The organism is Micromonospora sp. NPDC047670 (genome assembly GCF_043204915.1).
GTDB lineage: Bacteria > Actinomycetota > Actinomycetes > Mycobacteriales > Micromonosporaceae > Micromonospora.
Genome location: NZ_JBIDDA010000005.1, coordinates 130,960 through 151,107 on the forward strand (window position 1 = coordinate 130,960; position 20,148 = coordinate 151,107).

A 20,148-nucleotide genomic window follows, 5' to 3' on the forward strand; every position below is an offset into this window, starting at 1 on the left:
GATGCGTGAACCGCGCGTTCAGCCCGTTGAACGGCTGAACGCGATGAGCAGGGACGCCCCGCTCAGGAGCGTGGCGGCGCGATGACGTCGAAGGTGCGGTGCATGCTCTGATCCTATTGGCGACCCGGGGGCGGCGCCATCCCGTATCGGGCGGGCATGATCCCGCACCTCAGGCTGGCGGGTGCCGGGCGACGGCTGCCACCCGGATGGCGGCCGTCGCCGGCGTCCGACCCCCGGCGGCTGGTCCGGGCGGGCGTCCACGTCATCGGCGCCGCAGCCGGATCGCGTCGAGGAGGGCGGGCTCGATCTCCGCGCCCCGGTCACCGTGCGCCAGGGTGTTGGTGACCGGCACGAAGAACCAGGCCTGCTCGCCGCCGAGGAGGGGCGAGTACACCGGGACGAAACCCTGGTCGCGCAGCGAGACGACGAAGTCGACCGAGATCTCACCGCGTCGGGTGACCGCGGCCGTGCCGTGCCACGGAAGCAGCACGGACCCACCGAGCGGGGCGAATCCGCAGCGTCCCTGCCTCGGCTGGTTGACGGTCAGGCGGACCCGGTCGGGGAACATCCGGTCGTAGCCCAACGCGTGGTCCGCGCGCGCCGCCGCCAGGTAGTCGATCGTGTCGGCCCAGACGACGCGCAGCACCTGCCGCCGCGCCGCCAGCACCTCGGCCGGCTCCTCGCCGTCGAGCCGGTAGATGTCCGCGTAGACGCGCTGGGACCACGTCAGGCGAGGGCCGGGCGGTCCGGGGACCGCCACCGAGTGCAGCAACGACGTGAAGATGTCGCGGAACGGCGGCGCCTGCCCGTCGGCCCCGGGATCCACGGCGCTGGCGCGGGCCAGCGTCCGCACCGGCTGGTCGGTGATGTCGAGGCCGGCGAGGGCGGTGCGGTATTCCTGGCGGTACCGCTCAAGGAGCGTACGCCGGGTCGCCGGGGTGAGCCCCAGCCCGGCGTACGCGGCCTCGTCCACGTCGGTGAACGAGACGAAGTCGTCGGCGCCCACCAGCCGACGGTACTCGCGGAGCTTGCGCTGGTAGGCGTCGAAGGAGTCCGGCGGCCGGTTCCGGTAGTGGGTGGGATCGGTGAGGATCCGCAGCCGGATGCCCGGCGGGTACACCTGCTCGATGGTGTGTCGCAACTCGACCAGCCGGACCAGGGCCGCGAGTTCCGCCAGGTCCGGCAGGGCGCCCTCGGCCTTCAGGCCGCTGCTGGACTGCTTGAGCGGAAAGGCGACCAGCACCAGGCGGATCGGCTGGCCGCGCCGGATGAACGGCAGGGTGTCGCTCATCGCCGCGGAGAGCGGATAGCGCGACCGCGACCCGCGGTGGAACTGCTTGCGGGTCAGGATGTGGTGGACGAGGCGGGCGACGGCCGCGTCCGCGCTCTCCGCCGTGCCGGTCTCCTGCCGCAGCCAGCGGCGCGCGCCCTCGGCGGTGTTGCGGGCGTGGCCGCGCGCCTGGTCGAGCAGCCGGGCCACCAGCCGGGTCGACTGGGCGGCGGAGAGCCGGACCTGGTAGCTCCGCGCGGCCAGTCGCGGCCGCAGTTCGGGTAGGTGCAGGCCGGCGACCGACTGGGCGTACGACAGTTGCGGTCCCGCCGGCTGCCGCGACGGCGGCAGCGGATCGGGGAGTCGCTCGAACGTCGCGATCAGCGGTGCCCGGTCGGCGGGCGGTGCCCCCTCCGGGCGGTCGCTGGTGAAGTTCGGCGGTTCCACCGCCACCACGAGCGCCTCCGGGTAGGCGGCGGCCATGGCCCGCCGGTTGGCGAGGTTGTCGTCGAACACCGCCACGACGTCCCAGGGGCCGCCGCGTCTCAGGTTGGCGACCTTGAGGTCGGCGACCGGGGCGGTTCGGTCATCGGGCTGGGTGAGCAGCGGGAGGTGTCCGATGCCGTACCGGTCGAGGACGTCGCGGGTGTGCGCGCGGACCCGGTCCCGGCGGCCGGTGTTGAGCACGACAACGCCGCCGATCCGCTCGACGTCGCGGACGAACCGGGTCAGGCCGGGCGACACCCGGTCCGTGCGGAGCCGATCCCAGGGTCGGTAGAAGCCCCGCAGGAACTCGGCGTACGCCCCGGCCCAGTCCACTCCGGGCCAGGTGAGGTCCAGGCCGTTGCGGCGTACGAACCGGTCCCAGGCGGGTCGGCTGTCGGACGGCAGCACGGCGAACGCGCCGGGGTCGACGGTCACGGGTCGCCCGCCGGCCCCCCGCGCCGCCGGCAGGCGAAGTTCGCGGAGCGCGCGTACGGCCCGCTCGGTCGGCACCAGCGCGCAACAGTCGACGTCGATCACCACCGCCGGCGGCGGGAGGGCGGGCCGGTCACGCCGGGCCTGTGCCCGGGCGCGTACCCGGTCGAGCACGCCACGCAGGACCGCGTCCTGCTCGACGGGGACGGCGTGCGCGTACCTCCGCCACGGGTGCTGGCCGGCCAGCAGCGCGACGGTGCGGGGACGGAGGAAGCGCAGTTCCTCGGCGACGACGGCATCGACCCGGGCGTCGGCCCCGGCGGCCTCGCCCACCGCCCGGGCGAGCGCCCGCAGGACGTCGTGCAGCGCGGTGACCGCCGCGGTGACGGCGGCGACCGTCGGCGTGCCGCGCGGAGCTGGCGCGGCGAGCAGGATCCTGCCCGTCGGCTGGCCCTGACCGGAGAACTCGTAGCGCCACGCTCCGGCCCCGTCGGTCTCGACGAGGGTGCCGTGGCGGTCGAGGAGGGTCCGGAAGACGGCGACCACCGGACGAGCCATGAACTCGACGAAGTAGTCGAGGTCGTCCAGGTCCTTGTCGTCGCGGCCGCCGACCGCGTCCCGGATCGCCGGCCGCCCGCCGGGGCCGGACGGCGCCAGCAGGGCGCGCGGGGGGACGGCGAGCGTGTCCGGCCCGAACGCGGGATGCACCGGGGACAGCCCGCGCGGTGTCGCGTCGGCCCGCAGCGACGTGTACCGCGCGGCGTGCAGTCGGAGGACGGGGTCCTGCGCGATGCTGCTCTCCCCCGCCGGCCGGCCGTCGGCGGTGCTCTCCCGCGACGGCCAGGGCCCGTCAGCGCTCGCGCCCGGTGCGGCGGGTCCGCTGCGCTCCAGGTGCCCCCCGGTCAGCGTCATCCGGGCACCCCGGTGACCGGCTGGGTCTGCAGCCTCGCCCAGAAGCGTGGATCGCCGATCACGGAGACGCTGGCGTCCGCCTCGAACAGGACCGTCTCGGACCCGGGAGCGATGTCCCGCCAGCTCAGCTCCGGGCGATGGGCGTGCCGCCGGAGCTGGCAGAGTGTGATCGGGCCACGGTAGGGCGGCGGGTCGTAGTTCTCCTGCGCGAAGGCGTTGGCGGCCCAGAGCACCTGGTACCAGAAGAAGTCGGCCTCGTCCGCGTCGAGATCGACCTGGTGGACGTCGCGCAGCCGGCGCATCGCCCGGTGCTCCGCCCCGAGCAGGCGCTCGGCGCCCAGCAGTCGCCGCAGCCAGCCGAGCCGCATGTCGTACAGGTCGGCCGGGCCCAGTCCGGCACCGAACTCCCGGGTCCCCGGCCGGAAGCTGTTGACGACGGTCAGTGACTCGATCACGTCACCGTCGGCGGCGAGCCGGTGCGCCATCTCGTACGCCGTCGGACCGCCCGAGCAGGCGCCGACCAGCGTGTAGGGTCCCTCCGGTTGCGCGGCGCGCAGCTCGGCGAGGTACCGGTCGGCCATGTCGCCGACCGAGAGCAACGGCAGGTCGCGCCGGCGCAGGCCCCGTGGCTCGAAACCGTAGACCGGCCGGGTGACCGCCGCGCCGAGCAGGCCACTGACGAAGCGGACGTTGCCGGTTGCCCAGTGGACCCAGAAGACGGGCCGCCCGACGCCCTTGCGGAGCACGGTCAGGCTGGGCAGGTCCGCGCCCCTCGACCGGGGCGTGCCGGTCGCCCACACTGTTTCAAACTGAGGATCCTGCTGCATCGGCTCTCTCCTGTCGGCTGCTGTCGGCACGCCGGAGTGGACTGTTGAGGAAGGCGGCCCCGACCAGCACGGCGAGCAGCCCGGCCGCCACGCAGACCGCCGTGGGACCGAACCGCTCGGTGAGCACGCCGCCGGCCACCGCCCCGACCGGGACCGCCGACCAGGCCAGCACCGCGGCGACCGTCATCACGCGGCCCCGCAACCGGTCCGGCACGATGAGCTGCCGGAGGCTGGTCGCGGCGATGTTGATGGTGGCGCCGAGGCCGCAGACGAGCGCCCACAGCACGAGCCCGCCGACGTACGACCGGTTGAGCCCGAACGCCACGGTGAGCAGGCCGGTGCCGAGCTGCGCGCCGACCGCCACCTGCGCGAACGAGAACGCCGCGCGGAGCCGGGGAGCCAGCGTCGCCAGGGCGAGGACGCCGGCCGCGCCGGCCGCGTACAGCCACGCCAGTTGGGTGTCGCTCGCCCCGAGCTGCTGCTTGGCCAGGACGACGAGCAGGGCGAGCGTGACGGCGTCGACGAGGTTGGCCAGCACCATCATCAGCGAGACGGTGCGCAGCACGGGGTGCCGGATTACGTACCGGAGCCCCTCCCGGATCTCCGGGCCGACGCCCGCGATCGGCCGTCGCCCCGGCGACGGCGCGCGGAACGGCCGGCGGATGGCGAGCAGGCACGCCGCGGACACCAGGTAGGTGACCGCGTCCAGGACCAGGCAGACGACGATCGGCGCAACCGCGACGACCGCGCCGGCGAGCACCGGTCCCAGCACCCGGGCGGCGGCGGAGACCGCCTCGAGCCGGCCGTTCGCCGCCACCAGGTCGTCGGGTCCGACCAGCGTCGCGACGACCGCGAACCGCCCCGCGTCGAACGCGATGCGCATCGTGGTGAGCAGGAACGACAGCGCGTAGAGCGTGCCGACCCGCAGCAGGCCGGCGACGGCCAGCAGCGGCACGATCAGCAGGAGTGCGGCGCGGGCCAGTTCCAGCCGCACCATCAACGCCTTCCGGTCGGTCCGGTCGACGACCGCGCCGAGGACGAGCCCGAAGAGCAGGTACGGCGCGAACGACACCGCGACGGCCGTGCCGAGCGCCTGGGCGGAGCCGGTCAGCCGGTACACCAGCAGGGGGACGGCGAACAGGGTGAAGGCCGATCCCCACGACGACACGGCGTGGCCGGTGAGATACCACCGGAAGTCACGACCGAGCCGCGGCGCCGCCGTCATCGGCTGCCCGTGCCCGCCCGCCGGGGCCGCCCGTCGGCGGCCGACCGGAGCAGGGCGGCCCGGTCGACCTTGCCGTTGTCCGTGACGGGCAGGGCGTCGAGCCGGACGAACGCGGCGGGAACCATGTAGCTCGGCAGCGTCCGGGCCGCGTGCCGGCGCAGGTCCTCCGGCGCGACCGGATCGGAGCGACAGGTGTAGAACGCCACCAGGTCGGCGCCGCTCGCCCGCCCCGCCACCACGGTCACGGCCTCCGTGACGGCGGGATGGCGGGACAGCGCCGACTCCACGTCGCCCAGCTCGATCCGGTACCCCCGGACCTTCACCTGGTGGTCCGCGCGGCCCAGGAACTGGAGGTTGCCGTCGGGCAGCCAGCGGGCCCGGTCCCCGGTGCGGTACATCGTCGCGCCGTCGGGATCGTACGGGTCGCGGATGAAGCGCCGGCCGGTCAGGGCGGGATCACCGGCGTAACCGAGGGCGACGCACTCCCCGGCGATGTAGAGGTCCCCCGCGGTGCCGACCGGACAGGGCCGCAGCGACCCGTCGCGCACGTGGTATCGGGCGTTCTGCATCGGACGCCCGTACGGGATGCTCGGCCACGACGGGTCGACCGCGCCGACCCGGTAGTAGTTCGACCAGACCGTCGCCTCGGTGGCTCCGCCGAGTGCCACGACCTCCGCGCGGGGGAAGTGGCGCCGGATCTCGGCAGGCATGCCGAGGGGTATCCAGTCGCCGCTGAGGAAGACCCGCCGCAGCGCGGGCTCCCCTCCGGGCGTCCGCCCCGCCGTCGCGGAGAGCAGGTACGCCATGGCGGCCGGCGCCGAGTCCCAGAAGGTGATCTCCTCGGTCTGGAGGAGGTCGACCAGATGGTCCGGGTCCGCCAGTTCCCGGTCACCGACCAGCCGCACCGACGCGCCGGCGGCGAGCACGCCGAACATGTCGTACACGGAGAGGTCGAAGGCGAACGAGGTGACGAAGAGCAGCCGGTCGTCCGGGGTGACGCCGAACTCGCGGTTGACCCAGTCGATCAGGTTGACGACGGCGCGGTGCGGCACGAGGACGCCCTTGGGGTCGCCCGTCGACCCGGAGGTGAAGATGCAGTACGCGGGGTCCTCGGCCGTGCAGTGGGTGGCGGCGGCCGGGACGACGGCGTCGCCGTCCACCGTGGTGATGTCGAGCCGCTCCGCGCCGTGCCCGGAGGTGTCCTCCGGGATGGTGCCGACCCGCTCCGCGCCGTGCCCGGCGTCGTCCCGCGGGGCGGCGCCCAGCAGCACGTCGTAGCGTTCGGCGAGGGGCGCGGGCAGCGCGCTGCCCGTTCTGCGCAGCACCCGGGCCGCGCCGAGGCCCGGCCCGCGCAGGTCACGGAAGAAACGGGTCGGCAGGCGCAGCAGTCCCGGGTCGTCGCCGCTGCTGGGGTCGATCACGTCGGCGACGAGCACCCGGCCGCCGGGGGTGAGCATCCGGCCGCACTCGCGGAGGACCTGCTGAAGATATCGCGGCCCGGGAAGGAACTGCGCGGTGCTGGCCAGGATGACCAGGTCGAAGGCGCCGGTCACCAGGGTGGCGAGTTCGTGGGCGAACCCGACCCGCAGGGTGACCGGAGCGCCGGCCTGTCGGGCCCACTCCTGGTTGCGGCCGATCGCGACGGACGACGGATCGACGCCGACGTACTCGGACACCCTGCCGGCCAGGGCGCGCAGGATGAGCCCGGCGCCGCAGCCGATCTCGAGCACCCGGCTGCGCCGGTCGACCAGAGCGTCGGCGAGGGCGACCACGTGGTCGCGATAGGCGTCGATGTCCCGCCCGGTGAACGTGGGCGCCCCGGCCCGCAGGTTGAAGCCGGCCGCCGCGCCGAGGTCGTCGCGGGCGGCGACGGTGTCCCACAGGTCCTCCACCGCCTCGGGCGCGATGGCCCGGTCGACGGCGGTCGGCGGCCCGTCGAGCACCACGATGTCCCGCAGGGTCGGCACGAGGTCGGCGAGTTCGAAGGCGGTCCGCAGGTGCCGCACGTCGGCCAGCACGCACGCGCAGTCGACCTGGCGCAGCGCCCGGCCGATCCGGTCGAGCGGCCAGCGGGGATCGACCGGCACGTAGGCCGCGCCGGCGCGGAGCACGCCCAACAGGCCACGGACGGCCTCGGGGTGGTGCCCGGAGAGCAGCCCGACGTAGGCGCCACGGCCGACACCACGGTCGCGGAGGTGCGCCGCCGTCCGGCCGGCGGCACGGTCCAGGTCGCGGTGCGTGTAGGCGACGCCGTGGTCGGTGACGAGCGCCGGCCGGTCGGGCACCCGGTCCGCGGCGGCGGACACCAGGTCGTGGACCCGGAGGTGCCGGGGAAACGGGCGGGCGGTGTCGAACCACGCGGGCGGTGGCGGCTGGCCGAGCACGCCGGTCACCCCAGCCCCATCGAGTTCGCGATGATGACCTTCTGCACTTCCGAGGTTCCTTCGATGATGGTCATCGCGCGCACCTGCCGGTACAGGTACTCCAGGGGATGACCGCGGATCCAGCCGACGGCGCCGTGCACCTGGAGCATCCGGTTGACGACCTCGCAGGCGGCCTCGCTGGCGGCGAGCTTGGCGAGCGCGGCGAACTCGACCACGTCGTCGCCCTCGTCGAAGTGCTGGGCGGCGGCGGCGGTCAGCAGGCGTGCCGACTCCAGGGCCAGGCGGCTCGCCACGACGTGCTCCTGGACGTGCTGGTGCTCGCCGATCCGCCGGCCGAAGGACGACCGGGTGCGCGCGACCTCGACCCCGAGGGCCAGCGCCCGGGCGGCCATCCCGTTGCACTGCGCGGCGACCAGGAGGCGGCCCCGCGCCAACGCCTCGGCGCTGCGCCAGTCGGGGGCGTCGGCGTCGGCGGCACCGACCAGCGCCGACTCGTCGACCCACACGTCGTCCAGCAGCAGTTCGAAGACCGGCTCCCCCGACATACCGTCGAATCGCTGGCCGACGACGAGCCCGGCGGTGCCGGCCGGCACGGCGAATATCCCGGGCGAGCGACGGGGCGGGTCGGTGTCGATGCGGGCCACCACGAGGGTCAGGTCCGCCTGGTCGGCGTTGGAGACGAACGCCTTGCGCCCCCGCAGGAGCCAGCCGCCCTCCTTCCGGCTCGCTGTCGTGGCCAGGGCGAAGGCGTCGGAGCCGCCGTCCGGTTCGGTGAGCGCCAGGCACCGGGTGGCCCGGGCCGTGACGAGAGGGCGGAGGTGGCGGTCGTCGCGCTGCGGGTCGCCGGTAAGCAGCAGCCGGCTCGGTCCCTCGGCGTTGCAGAGGGCGGTCGGCGCGAATGGGCAGCCGCTCGCCTCGGCGTACTCGTGCAGCATGAGCTTCGCGGTGAAGGGCATGTCCTGCCCCCCGACCGACTCCGGGTAGTCACCGGCGTAGAACCCGAGGTCCGCCGAGCGCCGGCGGACGAGGCGGCGGTCGTCGGGCGAGATGGCCGCCGGCTCGTCGACTCCCAGCTCCCGGGCCATGGGTACGAGTTCGCGTTCCACGAAGCTGCGGAAGGCATCGACGATCGGCACGTGGTCCCGCAGGTATCGGCTGACCGGGGACGCGCTGGTCACGCCTCGATCACCTCCCGTACGGCGGCGGTCAGCCCACGCAGGGTGGGGTGCCGGATGAGCAGCGCCAGCCGGAGGCGCCGCCCGAACTGCTCACTCAGTTCCGCCATCAGCTCCGCGGCGTGCAGCGAGTTGCCGCCGAGGGCGAAGAAGTCGTCGTCGAGCGCGGATTCGCGGACGTCCAGACAGTCCTCCCAGGCCCGGCGGACCGTGGCGGGAATGTCCAGCTGCGTGTGTTGAACTGTCATGAGCCCTTCCTCTGAGGTGGCAGCACCTGGTGGAGCCGGCGGCGCCAGGCGGCGGCCGTCTCGGTGGCGTACGAACGTGGAACCCGGCCCGGGTCGTGGACGAGGCGGGGGCGGACGACGGCGCCGTCGAACTGCGCGGTCCCGCCGAGGGCCGCCTTCGGCGAGAGCCACGGCGGAAGCCATTCGGCGGCGACGGTGTCGCGGATCCGGATGACGGGGCGGCGCGAGACGTCCTCGAAGGCGAGCAGGGCATCCGGGTTGCCGGACCAGCCGGTGCGGGTGGCGTCGGCGACCGCCAGGACCACCTCGTCGAAGGGGGTCTCCGCGTGTTCGATGTCCGAGAAGAACCGGGTCAGGAACGGCGGCCAGGCGGCGGCCGGATCCGCCGCCGGGTCGGGCCCGTCGACCGAGATCGTCGTGTTCATGAAGCAGCCCATGAGGTGCTCCGCGCCGGCGCCGCGAGCACCCCAGGCGTAACCGACACTCGTCGGACCGGGACGACCGGTGTCCCGCAGGGCCCGGTGCAGGGCCGCCAGCAGGCGCGGAAAGAGCGTCGGCCGCAGGGACGGGGCCACCGTGACCGCGTCGACGGGGACGACGTTCGATCCGGTGTCCGGGGCGCCGGGCTGGTGCCCGGTGTCGTCGGTGTCCCGGGCGGCCACCGGTCGGAGCCGATCGACCCAGTACCCGAGCCGTTCCGGGGTGGCCGCCGCCGACTCCCCGTCGACATGTCGCCGCACCGCGTCGCGGTACTCGTCCCACCCCGACGGCGGGCGACCGGGGCGGGGCTGCCCGTCGGCGGCGGCCGCGAAGTCCGACAGGAAGATCCGCAGCGACGTCTCGTCGACCACCGCGTGGTCGAAGACGAACAGGAGCCGGTCCGCGTCGGCGCCTCGGATCAGACGGGCGCTGACCGGCCCGGAGTCGTTCCGCTCGGCGCGCGCGATGGCCGACCGGACCGCCTCCGTCCGCTGACCGTCGTCGCCCGCGGTCACCTCGTCGACCTGGCACGGCGGGTCCGGACGCCTCGCCTGCACGATCACGCCGCGGTGCTCGTCGACCCGGCACCACAGCGCGGGATGCCGAGCCACGACGCGGCCGAGGGCGGCGCGTACCGTCTCCGCGTCGAGGATGCCGGGGCACACCGTCAACGACAGCGGGACCACGAGGTTCCGCCCGGTCACCTCCCTGATCAGGAAGAACCGGCGCTGCGCGCTGGCGGCCGGCAGGATGTCCGGCGGCGGGCCGTCGGGCCAGGCCCGCGCGAAGCGGCTGGCGTACGGCACCCGCAGCCGGCCGGCGACGGTCACCGCGCACCCGCCGCCCGCGCCGGGGCGGGCAGGTCGCGGATCGCCTCGGCCAGCTCGGCGGGGCGGGGCCGTTCGAAGACGAGTCGCATCTGCACGCGCCGGCCGAGCCCACCCTCGATCAGGCCGGCGACCCGGGCGGCGAGCAGGGAGTGCCCGCCCAGGTCGAAGAAGTCGTCCTGCGCCTCCACGTCGCGTCCCAACACCTCGCGGTACGCGGCGAGCACCAGGTTGAGGACCGGATCGGCGACATCGGGGGCGGGCGGCGCGGGCCGGTCGACGGCGATCCGGCGCAGGGCCGCCCGGTCCACCTTGCCGCTGCCGGGTTGGCGGGGAAACGCGGGTACGGCGATCCACTGGTCCGGCACCGACACCCGCGGCAGGGTCTCGCCGAGGCGCCGGGGCAGGAGTTCGGCGAGGCCGGCGGGCGGGTTCTCGACGAAGCCGACCAGCCGCGCCTCGGCGGCCGAACCGAACAGCAGCACCGCGCACTCGCGGTCGCCCGAGATCCGCCTGGCGGCGAGTTCGACCTCCTCGGGCTCGATGCGGTGGCCGCGTACCTTGACCTGCCGGTCCCGTCGTCCGACGAAGCACAGCGTCCCGTCGGGGCGCCAGTAGCCGATGTCGCCCGAGCGGTAGTACGGCTCCCCTCCGCCGGCGAGCGGTCGGAACCGTCGGGCGGTCAGCTCCGGCTCGTCGACGTACCAGCAGTCGGTGCCCGCGCCGCCGATGGCGATCTCCCCCGGTACGCCGGCGGGCTGCGGCACGTCCCGGTCGTCGAGCACGACCACCCGGACACCGGGCAGCGGACGCCCGATGGGTACCTCGTCCTCGGTCGGCGCCATCGGCGCGACGTCGTGCAGGGTGGAGGTGATCGTCGCCTCGGTGACCCCGTAGGCGTTGCAGAACCGCAGGCCGGGGGCGATCGCGGCGGTCTCGCGGGCCAGCTCGGCGGGAAGCCGTTCGCCGCCCACGACGATCATTCGGAGGGCGTGGTCCCGGTCGGCGAGGCCGGCGGACAGATCGGCGACGACCGACGCCAGGTAGGCCGTGGGGAGGTTCAGCACGCTCACCCGGCGCAGCAGCAGCAACGCGGCGAGCTCGGCCCCGCTCGGGACGTCCACCCGGGGAAGGACCAGCGCGCCGCCCTGCACGAGGGTGGGCAGCACCTCCTCCAGGAAGACGTCGAAGGCGGGGTTGGTGAACTGCAGCGTCCGGTCGGCGCTGGTCAGGGCGAAGGCATCGACGGTCCGGTCGACGGCCGCGTCGAGCGACGGCCGGGAGACCGCGACCGCCTTGGGCACCCCGGTGGAGCCGGAGGTGTGGATGACGTACGCGGCGTCGATCGTGCGCGCCGTGGGCGGCGGCGGCGCGTCGGACCTGGTCCAGCCGGCCGGGACGACGTTCGTCGGGGCCTCGCGGAGTCGCGCGCACCGGTCGGGCTCGGCGATGAGCAGGACCGGACGCAGGCGCTCGACCACGCGCACGACGCGCGGGTCGGGGGTGTCGACCGGCAGCGGCGCGAACGGGATGCCGGCGTCGAGGCACGCCAGCAGGTAGACGATGGCGTCCACGCCCCGGGGCAGGACCGCGGCGACCACGTGTCCCGGACGGGCCCCCGCGTCGTGCAGCGCCGCACCCGCCTGCCGGACCCGGGTCGCCAGATCGGCGTAGCTGAGCGTGTCCGAGCCCTGGTGGATCGCGACCGCGTCGCCGAAGCGCGCGAAGGCCGCGCGGAGTCGATCAGCCACCGGCGGGGCGGCCGCGCGCTCGCTCGCCGCCACGGCGGGTGGCTCGTCCATCGGCAGTTCCCGGACGGGTGCGGCGGGAGCCGCCAGGTAGGCGCGCAACAGCCGCTCGTACCGTGCCGACAGGAGGGCGACCGCCGCCGGGGCGAATCGCTCGGTGGAGTAGTCCCAGACCATGGTCAGCGCCTCGGCGTGACCGTCGCCGAGAGCGCGGTGGCCGGGGATGACGACGACGTCGATGTCGAACCGGGCGGACTGGAGGTTGATCCCTTCGGTCACGCTGACGTCGAGGCCGGGAACGGTCCAGCGGGGCAGCGGGCTGTCGTGCTGGCTGAACATCACCCGGAACAGCGGGTTGTCCAGGTCCCCGGTGCTGGCGCCGAGCCGGCGGACGATCTCGTGCACCGGGGCGGCCTGCTGGTCCAGGGCGGCGAAGAGGCTCCGCATGGCGACGTCGACGAGGTCCGTCCCGCTCCAGCCGGGCTCGTGCCGGAGCCGTACGGGAAGGCTGTTGACCATCATCCCGATGGTGTGGCGGAAGGCGGGCGGCCGGTTGCCGACGGCGGTACCGAGCACGAAGTCGTCCCGGCCGTGGTGCCGACGCAGCAGTTCGGCGAAGAGGCCGTAGAGGACCGCGAACGGGGTGTGCCCGTCGCGTGCGGCGCGTTCGTGCAGGGCCCGGACGAGATCGGCTGGCAGCGACCGGCGGAGCTGGCCGCCGGCGAAGTCCCGGCGGGGCGCCCGGCTCCGGGCCAGCCCGTGGAAGGTCGCGGCGAGGTCGGTGCCCGCCAGCTCCTCCTGCCACCACGACAGGGCCTCGGCGACCTCGGCGCGGTACGCCGGCTGCTGGCAGTGCCGGACGTACTCGGCGTAGCCCGGCGCGCGCGGAGGACTCGGCTCCCGCCCGGTGGTGATGGCCCGGTACGTGGTGAACAGCGCCTCCACGAAGGTCGAGAACGACCGTCCGTCGTGGATCAGGTGGTGTTCGCAGTGCACCAGCCGGTGTCGGTGCTCGGCGAGCCTGACCAGCAGCCAGCGACCCAACGGCGCGGCGTCGAGCCGGAAGAGCTGCGCCGCGTGTCGCCGGAGGGCGTCCAGGAAGTCCGCGTCGGGATCGGTGGCGTCGCGCAGGTCCAGTTCGTCGAGGTGGACGCGGAGGTCACCGTCGATGATCCGCTGGGTGGGTTCGTCGACCGAGACGGCCAGCCGGAACGCGTCGTGCCCGGCGACGACCTGTTCGAGGCTCCGGCGCAGCGCGTCGCGGTCCAGCACGCCGTCGAGGTCGAAGACCGCCGTGAAGTGGTACGCCGCGCTGTCCGGCGACAGCCGCTGGTGCAGCCAGACGAGTTCCTGTTGGGCGGACAGTGCGAACGTCCTCGACGTGGTTGTCATGCGGCGACGATCCCTCCTCGGTGGTCGTCGCCAGTCTGGGCGCGGGCGCTGACGTCCGGCTTCCGTCGCGCTGTCGCGCCGCTGTCACGCCGCAGCCCCCGGAACGGCCGCACCGCCCCTCGCGGCCGTCGGCGAGGGGCGGTGCGGAGGTACGCCAGGCGCAGCGGCAGGTGGGCTGATCCCGCTGGCGCCCGCGTGAGCACGCAGCCTGCTCAGTGCGCGTGGACCCGGACCCCCACCGGGGGCTTCACGGCCGGGACCATGAGCAGTGCCAGGACAGCGGAGGCCGCGGCCACGATCGCGGCGAAGGTGAACCCGCGGGTGAAGCCCACGCCGCTGCTGCCGGCGATACTCGCCGCCGCGACACTGGACACCACGGCGACTCCGAGGGCGGCGCCGAACTCGTGGAAGGTGCTGAGAAGTCCGGACGCCAGTCCCGCCTCGTGGTGGGCGACCTGTCCCAGCGCGGTCGTGGAGGAGGCGACGAAGGCGGCGCCGATTCCCGCCGCGCCGACACTGATCCCCGCCACCACCGGTACGGAATTGGCCCAGATCGCCGGTACCACGGTGCCGAGGGCAGCGATCGCCAGGCCGGTCGTCGCGACCGGCCGGGCGCCGAGGCGACCAACGACATGACCGGCGACCTGCGCGCCGATGATCGTCGCCACGGCGACCGGCAGGAACAGCAGCCCGGTCCGCAGCGGGCCGTAACCTCTGTGGTGCTGCAGGTAGAACGACCCGAGGAAGAACACGGCGATCATCAGCGCGGTCGCCACCAGAATCAGGAACGTGCCACTGGCCACCGATCGACGGGTCAGGATCCGCAGGTCCATCAGCGGCGACCGCGCCCTGCGTTGCACGACGGCGAACAGGAGGTACAGGACGACGGCACCGGCCAGCGTCCCGAGGGTCACGGTGGTCAACCAGCCCCGGTCGCCGGCGTTGGTCAGGGCGTAGATCGCCGTGCCGGTCGCGGCCGTGACCAGGATCGCGCCCGGCACGTCCAGGCGCGCCCGAGCCCTCTGCGACAGCTCCGCCGGCAGCATCCGGGCCAGTACCACCAACACGACCAGGCCGATGGGCACGTTGATGTAGAACACCCACTGCCAGCCAGGACCGGCGGTCAGCACACCACCCAGCAGGACGCCGAACGCCGACCCGGCTCCGCCCAGGGCCGACCAGATGCCGAGCGCCTTGTTGCGCTCGTCTCCGTGGAAGATCCTCGTCACCACCGACAGCGCCGCGGGTGACAGCAGCGCCGCGCCGACGCCCTGCGCGACCCGGCCACCGATGAGCGTCGCGGCACCAGCGGCCAGACCGGTGACCAGAGACGCGACGGTGAACACGAGCAGGCCGAGCAGCACCACGCGGCGGGAACCGAACAGATCCGCCGCCCGCCCGCCGAGGAGCATCAGGCCGCCGAACATCAACGTGTAGGCACTGACCACCCAGGTCAGCGTGTCGCGTTGCAGGCCGAGGTCCGCACCGATGTGCGGTAGCGCGATCGCCACCACGGTGACGTCGAGGATGAGCATGAACTGGGCGATGCCGAGCAGGGCCAGCATGCGCCAGCGGCGCGGGTCGGCGGCGGTGGTTTCCGGTTGGTCGACGGCCTGAGCGGACACGGCGTCGCCTCCAATTCGAACAGCGGTGTTTGATTTGCGTCGAGGGGTACAGTAACTCGTACACCACTGTTCAACAAGGGGGATCGCGTGACGGTACCGACGCCGGCGAAGTCGCCGTCGAGGCGGGCAGATGCGCAACGCAGCATCGCGGCGATACTCGAGGCCGCGGTGAACGCCCTGAGCCGCAACCCGGATGCCAGCGTCAGCGAGATCGCCAAGGCGGCCGGCGTCGGGCGGGTCACGGTCTACGGCCACTTCCCGAACCGGGCCGACCTGGTCGAGGCCGCGCTCGCCCACGCGATCGAGCAGGGCCACGCCGCCCTCGACACCGTCGACCTGACCGGCGACGCCCGGCAGGCACTAACCCGGCTGATCCACTCCAGTTGGCTCCTGGTGAGCCAGTTCCGTTCCCTCCTGCTCGCGGCCCAGTCGGTTCTTCCGCCGAGCCGGATCCGCGACCTGCACTCCGGTCCCGTCGAGCGCGTCGACGGCCTGGTGCGGCGCGGTCAGGACGAGGGAGTGTTCCGCGGCGACCTCTCCACCGCATGGCTGGTCGGCGTGCTGCACAGCGTGATGCACACCGCCGCTGACGAGATCACCGCCGGGCGCCTCGATCCTGACGACGCCGCAGCGTTCATCACGGCAACCGTGCTGGCGGCCTTCACCGCGCCCGGACGTCGAGTTCCCGCCTGAGACCGCGCCGACCACCCGGTCAGCGCCGGACGGCCGGCCACCCCCGGCCCGGTCCGCGCCGGGTGCGTGGGCACGATGTCCGCCGCGCTGCCCCGCCGGCCGAGCGCCGGCCGGCGCCTCTTCGGCGCTGGCGCCGTGCTCGGCGGCTTGACCTGACGGCCTCGGCTGGGCGGCGCGGGCGTGGCACCATACTCGATGTCCTCCGCATGGGGCGGGCGGAGGAGGTCTGCCGGGGCGAACTGCTGGGCGGTCGGGACACGACGCTGATGGAGTCGGGATGACAGGACTGGCCGGCGCACCGGTGCCGGGGCTGACCCCACTGTGGTCGCACGACCCGGTCACCGCCGGCGCCTACCGGCTGGTCGGCCGCCTGGGCGCGGGCGGGCAGGGAGTGGTCTATCTCGGCGAGGACGACCAGGGCCACCGCGTCGCGGTCAAAATGATCAACATTGACCTGCGCGATCCCCGAGCTCGGTCGCAGTTCATGAAGGAGATCGCGGCGGCACGGCGGGTCGCCCCGTTCTGCACGGCGCAGGTGCTCTTCGCCGACGTGGACGGCGAGACGCCCTACGTGGTCAGCGAGTTCATCGAGGGCCCGACCCTCTACCGCCACGTCCGCGAACGTGGGGTGGTCGACGGCAACGCGCTGCACCGACTCGCCGTCGGCACCGCCACCGCGCTCGCCGCGATCCACCGCTCCGACGTCGTGCACTGCGACCTGAAGCCGGACAACGTGGTGCTCGGCCAGGACGGCCCCCGGGTAATCGACTTTGGCATCGCCCGCGCGCTGGGGGTCACCGAGACGATGACCAGCAGGGTGATGGGAACGACCGCGTACATGGCCCCGGAGCGGTTCCGCAACGACTCGGTCGGGCCGCCCTGCGACGTCTTCGCGTGGGGCGCGACGATCGCCTTTGCCGCGAGTGGCCGGCCGCCGTTCGGCAACGACTCGCTCTACGCGGTGATGCACCGGGTGCTGAACGACCCGCCCGACCTGCCCCCGCTGCCGCCGGACCTCGACGAGCTGATCCGACAGTGCCTGGCCAAGGATCCGGCGGACCGGCCGGAGGCCGAGCAGGTGCTGATCCGGCTGCTCGGGCAGGATGCCCGGACCACCGGCCCGATCCGCCGGGAGACGGTGCTCCAACTGGGCAACGAGACCGCCGGCGCGCCGACGCCGAACCAGCCGTTGCCGTTGCCCCGCTCCGCCTCGGACGCGCCGACGGCGGCACCGACCCGAGCCGGCACGGCACCGGTTCCGGCGACCCGTCCCGAGCCGATGGCACCGACGCGGGCCCAGCAGACGCCGCAGGGCCCCCCTCCGGCTCCCGCGGCGGGTACGCCCGCCACGCCGTCCGACCTGGCCGGCGGCGGCTGGGGACGACGGCTCCGCCGGGAGTCGGTCGACGCCGGGGGCATCTCGACCGCGATCTTCCTCGGCTCGGTCGGTGCCGCTGCGGGCTACGTCGCGTCGGGTGCGGTGGGCGTGGCCGCGGCGACCGGGGCGGCCACCTTCATCGTGGTCTACCTGGTCCGGCTGCTGGTCGCGGCGGCCCTCGGCGGCCGGTCCGACCGTCCCTGACCGAACGGACGCCGGATCCGGCGCCGCCGATGGCACCGCATCGATAGGTTGACTGCCACCAGCTGACCGCCGAGGAGGACGTCGCCATGACCCCAGCCCCGTCGCGTACCCGACAGTGGTTGCCGTACACCGCGGCCGTCACCGCCGGGTTGCTGGTCATCGCCGGGGCGTTCGTGCTCGTGCGGCAGCGGGACGCGGGCACCGACGGACCCCGGGCCGACTGCGCCACCAACCTGGACGTCAACTCCTCCACCGAGAAGGCGGCCCTGCTGGTCGAGCTGGCCAAGCGGTACAACAGCAGTGACCGGTCGCTCGACGGCGGCGGCTGCGCCCAGGTGCGCGTCAGCGCTCTGAACTCGGGCAAGGCCACCGAGGCGCTGGCGGCCGGCTGGAGCGGCACCGGCCTGCCGGAGCCCCAGGTCTGGCTGCCGACGTCGAGCCTGTGGACCGGTCAGCTGCAGTTGCTCGACCAGGCCGCCGGGCGGGTGCCGCAGACCCCGGGCCGGTACCCGTCGATCGCCAACAGCCCGTTGGTGATCGCGATGCCGCAGCCGAAGGCCGAGCTGGTACGCCAGCGCGGGCCGCTGGGCTGGGGGGAGATCCTCGGCCTCTCCGGGCGGAAGGGGTGGGCGGGCTTCGGTCGGCCGGAGTGGGGTCGCTTCACCTTCGGCAAGGACAACCCGAACCTCTCCACCTCGGGCCTGGCGGCGACCATCGCCACGTACTACGCCGCGGCGAACCGCTCCAGCGACCTGACCCGGTCCGACCTGGCGGATCCGAAGGTGACCCGGTTCGTCCGGCAGATCGAGGCCAACGTGTCGCACTACAGCGACGACTCGGTGGATCTGCTCCGCGACCTCGCCGAGGCCGACCTGGCCGGCGGGGGCGCCAGCACCGGCGACGTGAGCGCCATGGTCATGCAGGAGGAACTGGTCCACCTCTACAACGAGGGGGGACTGAGCCCGAGACAGGAGGGCCAGGAACGGGGCTCCCGGCCGAGGGTGCCGCTGGTCGCCGTCCACCCGAAGGAGGGCACCTTCAACCTGGACCATCCGTTCGTGGTGCTCCCCTCCGCCGACGAGCGGCAGCGCGCGGCGGCGGAGGACTTCCTGGCCTTCCTGACCGAGGACGCCCAGCAGGAGAGCTTCGCCCGCCTCGGCTTCCGGGACCACGAGCGCCGGGCATCGGCGGAGCTGCTCGCCAGCGTCGGCGCCGAGCCCACCGGCGGGCTGACCTACTTCGCGCCGCCGAACCCGGGGGTGGTCGAGGCGATGCTGGACGGCTGGAGCACGCTGCGCAAGAAGGCCAACATCCTGATCGCGTTGGACACCTCCGGATCGATGGAGGCCCCGGTCGGCAACCGTACCCGCTTCCAGGTCGCCTCGGCGGCGGCGGCCAAGGGGCTCGCGCTGCTCAACTCCGAGGACCGGGTCGGGCTCTGGTCGTTTTCCTCGGAGACGTCGAAGCGGCCCGACAGTCCCTACCGCGAGGAGGTCCGGCTCGGCGACTTCGACGAGAAGCGGATCAACAGCCGGATCGCCAGCCTGCACGTCGCCGGGGACACCGCGCTCTACGCGACCGTCCGCGCCGCCCACCGGCAGCTGCTCGACCGGTACGACCCGGAACGGATCAACGCCGTCGTCGTGCTGACCGACGGCAAGAACGAGTACAGCCGGGACAACGACCTGGCCCGGCTGCTCGCCGACGTCGCCGTGGACCCGGAGCGTCCGGTCAAGATCTTCTGCATCGCCTTCGACCGGGAGTCGGACCTCACCACGCTGGACCGGATCGCCAAGGCGTCGTCGGGCAAGGCGTTCGACGCCACCGACCCCGCCAAGATCGACGAGGCGTTCGTCAAGGTGGTCAGCAGCTTCTGAGCCTGCTCGGTCGCGACGGGGCAGGGGCGGCGGCCACCCGACATCCGGCGACAACCACCCGCGCCAGGCACATTGACCCGGGTCGTCGAATGTGACGCATTAGACACCCCTCCGGGCGACGTGCAGCCCATTCCCGGTCGGGCCAAAACAGACCGCGATCAAGGGGTAGCGCATCGCTTCTCGTCGTTGGATACTTGCCGCCGACGCACGACTGATCCCGGCGTGCCGATGCCGACGGAAAGGCAATTCCGTGAAGCGTGACCAGTCGCCCGTGTTGCCGGGCCGCGGCGCGACCGACTACGCACGCTATATGCGCACGGAGGCGCTGCTCGACCTGCAACGGTCCCCCGCCGAGATGGTCCACCGCGACGAACTGCTCTTCCAGGTGGTGCACCAGTCCACCGAGCTGTGGCTCAAGTTGGCCGCGGCCGAGTTGACCGAGGCGACCGTCCGGGTGAGCGCCGGGAATCCGGCGGCCGCCGAGGCGCTGCTGGCGCGGGCGACGCTCGCGGTGCGGCTGGTCACCGACCACCTGGAGATGTTCCGGCATCTGTCCCCTGTGGACTTCCAGAAGATGCAGCCGGCGCTGGGCAACGGTTCCGGGGCCGAGTCGCCGGGTTGGCGGCAGGTCCAGGCGGCCAGCCGGCAGCTCGGGCGCGCCTTCGCCGACTGCCTCGCCGACCGAGGGATCCCGGCGGCGCAGTTGTGCCCGGCGGACCCGGCGAACCCGGTCCACCGGCTCGCCGAGGCGATGGTGGACTGGGACGAGCAGGTGTCGCTGTGGCGGGCGCGGCACTACCAGGTGGCCCTGCGGGTCGGCGGTCACGCTCCGGCGGGCACCCCGGGCAGCCCGACGACGATGCTCGCCAAACTCGTCGGACACCGGTTCTTCCCCGAATTGTGGCAGGCCCGACTCCAGCACGCCGGCGACGATATCGACGCCACCCGGCCCTGACCCGCGTACT

Annotated in this window: 13 protein-coding genes; 4 read left to right on the plus strand and 9 right to left on the minus strand. The window is 73.7% G+C overall.

Annotation, left to right across the window (positions count from 1 at the left end; translation table 11 throughout):
- Positions 1–262 precede the first annotated feature (262 nt).
- The 9 genes from ACGF7U_RS14350 to ACGF7U_RS14390 form a co-directional block, all read right to left on the minus strand.
- Positions 263–3,100: an L-tyrosine/L-tryptophan isonitrile synthase family protein gene (locus ACGF7U_RS14350; protein ID WP_393106482.1), complete on the minus strand. Its 2,838-nt coding sequence runs from the start codon at positions 3,098–3,100 to the stop codon at positions 263–265.
- Entirely contained in the window at positions 3,097–3,927 is an 831-nt protein-coding gene (locus ACGF7U_RS14355) for a thioesterase domain-containing protein (protein WP_393106484.1), read from the minus strand. Before ACGF7U_RS14355 ends, ACGF7U_RS14350 begins: the two co-directional genes overlap by 4 nt.
- Complete coding sequence (locus tag ACGF7U_RS14360; RefSeq protein WP_393106486.1) at positions 3,905–5,152, minus strand: MFS transporter; 1,248 nt, start codon at positions 5,150–5,152, stop codon at positions 3,905–3,907. Before ACGF7U_RS14360 ends, ACGF7U_RS14355 begins: the two co-directional genes overlap by 23 nt.
- A complete protein-coding gene (locus ACGF7U_RS14365) occupies positions 5,149–7,545 on the minus strand; it encodes an amino acid adenylation domain-containing protein (RefSeq protein WP_393106488.1) in 2,397 nt (798 codons plus the stop codon). The genes ACGF7U_RS14360 and ACGF7U_RS14365 overlap by 4 nt, the downstream gene beginning before the upstream one ends.
- Entirely contained in the window at positions 7,542–8,714 is a 1,173-nt protein-coding gene (locus ACGF7U_RS14370) for an acyl-CoA dehydrogenase family protein (protein WP_393106490.1), read from the minus strand. Before ACGF7U_RS14370 ends, ACGF7U_RS14365 begins: the two co-directional genes overlap by 4 nt.
- On the minus strand, positions 8,711–8,959 hold the full coding sequence (locus ACGF7U_RS14375) for a phosphopantetheine-binding protein (RefSeq protein ID WP_393106492.1): 249 nt from the start codon (positions 8,957–8,959) through the stop codon (positions 8,711–8,713). The genes ACGF7U_RS14370 and ACGF7U_RS14375 overlap by 4 nt, the downstream gene beginning before the upstream one ends.
- Positions 8,956–10,269 (minus strand): condensation domain-containing protein, encoded by a 1,314-nt coding sequence (locus tag ACGF7U_RS14380; RefSeq protein WP_393106494.1) that lies wholly within the window; start codon positions 10,267–10,269, stop codon positions 8,956–8,958. The genes ACGF7U_RS14375 and ACGF7U_RS14380 overlap by 4 nt, the downstream gene beginning before the upstream one ends.
- A complete protein-coding gene (locus ACGF7U_RS14385) occupies positions 10,266–13,406 on the minus strand; it encodes an amino acid adenylation domain-containing protein (RefSeq protein WP_393106496.1) in 3,141 nt (1,046 codons plus the stop codon). Before ACGF7U_RS14385 ends, ACGF7U_RS14380 begins: the two co-directional genes overlap by 4 nt.
- Positions 13,407–13,618: 212 nt before the next feature.
- A complete protein-coding gene (locus ACGF7U_RS14390; protein ID WP_393106498.1) occupies positions 13,619–15,031 on the minus strand; it encodes a DHA2 family efflux MFS transporter permease subunit in 1,413 nt (470 codons plus the stop codon).
- An 87-nt stretch (positions 15,032–15,118) separates the two neighbouring features.
- On the opposite strand from ACGF7U_RS14390, the gene ACGF7U_RS14395 reads away from it, so the two are divergent.
- From ACGF7U_RS14395 to ACGF7U_RS14410, 4 genes are all read left to right on the plus strand, one after another.
- Positions 15,119–15,724: a TetR/AcrR family transcriptional regulator gene (locus ACGF7U_RS14395; protein ID WP_393106500.1), complete on the plus strand. Its 606-nt coding sequence runs from the start codon at positions 15,119–15,121 to the stop codon at positions 15,722–15,724.
- Between the two features lie 277 nt (positions 15,725–16,001).
- Positions 16,002–17,306 (plus strand): serine/threonine-protein kinase, encoded by a 1,305-nt coding sequence (locus tag ACGF7U_RS14400; protein WP_393106502.1) that lies wholly within the window; start codon positions 16,002–16,004, stop codon positions 17,304–17,306.
- A gap of 86 nt (positions 17,307–17,392) precedes the next feature.
- Positions 17,393–19,183 (plus strand): extracellular solute-binding protein, encoded by a 1,791-nt coding sequence (locus ACGF7U_RS14405; RefSeq protein ID WP_393106504.1) that lies wholly within the window; start codon positions 17,393–17,395, stop codon positions 19,181–19,183.
- Positions 19,184–19,433: 250 nt separating this feature from the next.
- Entirely contained in the window at positions 19,434–20,138 is a 705-nt protein-coding gene (locus ACGF7U_RS14410) for a tryptophan 2,3-dioxygenase family protein (protein WP_393106506.1), read from the plus strand.
- Positions 20,139–20,148 lie beyond the last annotated feature (10 nt).

Coding starts and splice junctions, on each gene's coding strand:
- ACGF7U_RS14400 (WP_393106502.1), top strand. CDS start 16,002: ATGACAGGACTGGCCGGCGCACCGGTGCCGGGGCTGACCCCACTGTGG.
- ACGF7U_RS14350 (WP_393106482.1), bottom strand. CDS start 3,100: ATGACGCTGACCGGGGGGCACCTGGAGCGCAGCGGACCCGCCGCACCG.
- ACGF7U_RS14355 (WP_393106484.1), bottom strand. CDS start 3,927: ATGCAGCAGGATCCTCAGTTTGAAACAGTGTGGGCGACCGGCACGCCC.
- ACGF7U_RS14360 (WP_393106486.1), bottom strand. CDS start 5,152: ATGACGGCGGCGCCGCGGCTCGGTCGTGACTTCCGGTGGTATCTCACC.
- ACGF7U_RS14405 (WP_393106504.1), top strand. CDS start 17,393: ATGACCCCAGCCCCGTCGCGTACCCGACAGTGGTTGCCGTACACCGCG.
- ACGF7U_RS14375 (WP_393106492.1), bottom strand. CDS start 8,959: ATGACAGTTCAACACACGCAGCTGGACATTCCCGCCACGGTCCGCCGG.
- ACGF7U_RS14385 (WP_393106496.1), bottom strand. CDS start 13,406: ATGACAACCACGTCGAGGACGTTCGCACTGTCCGCCCAACAGGAACTC.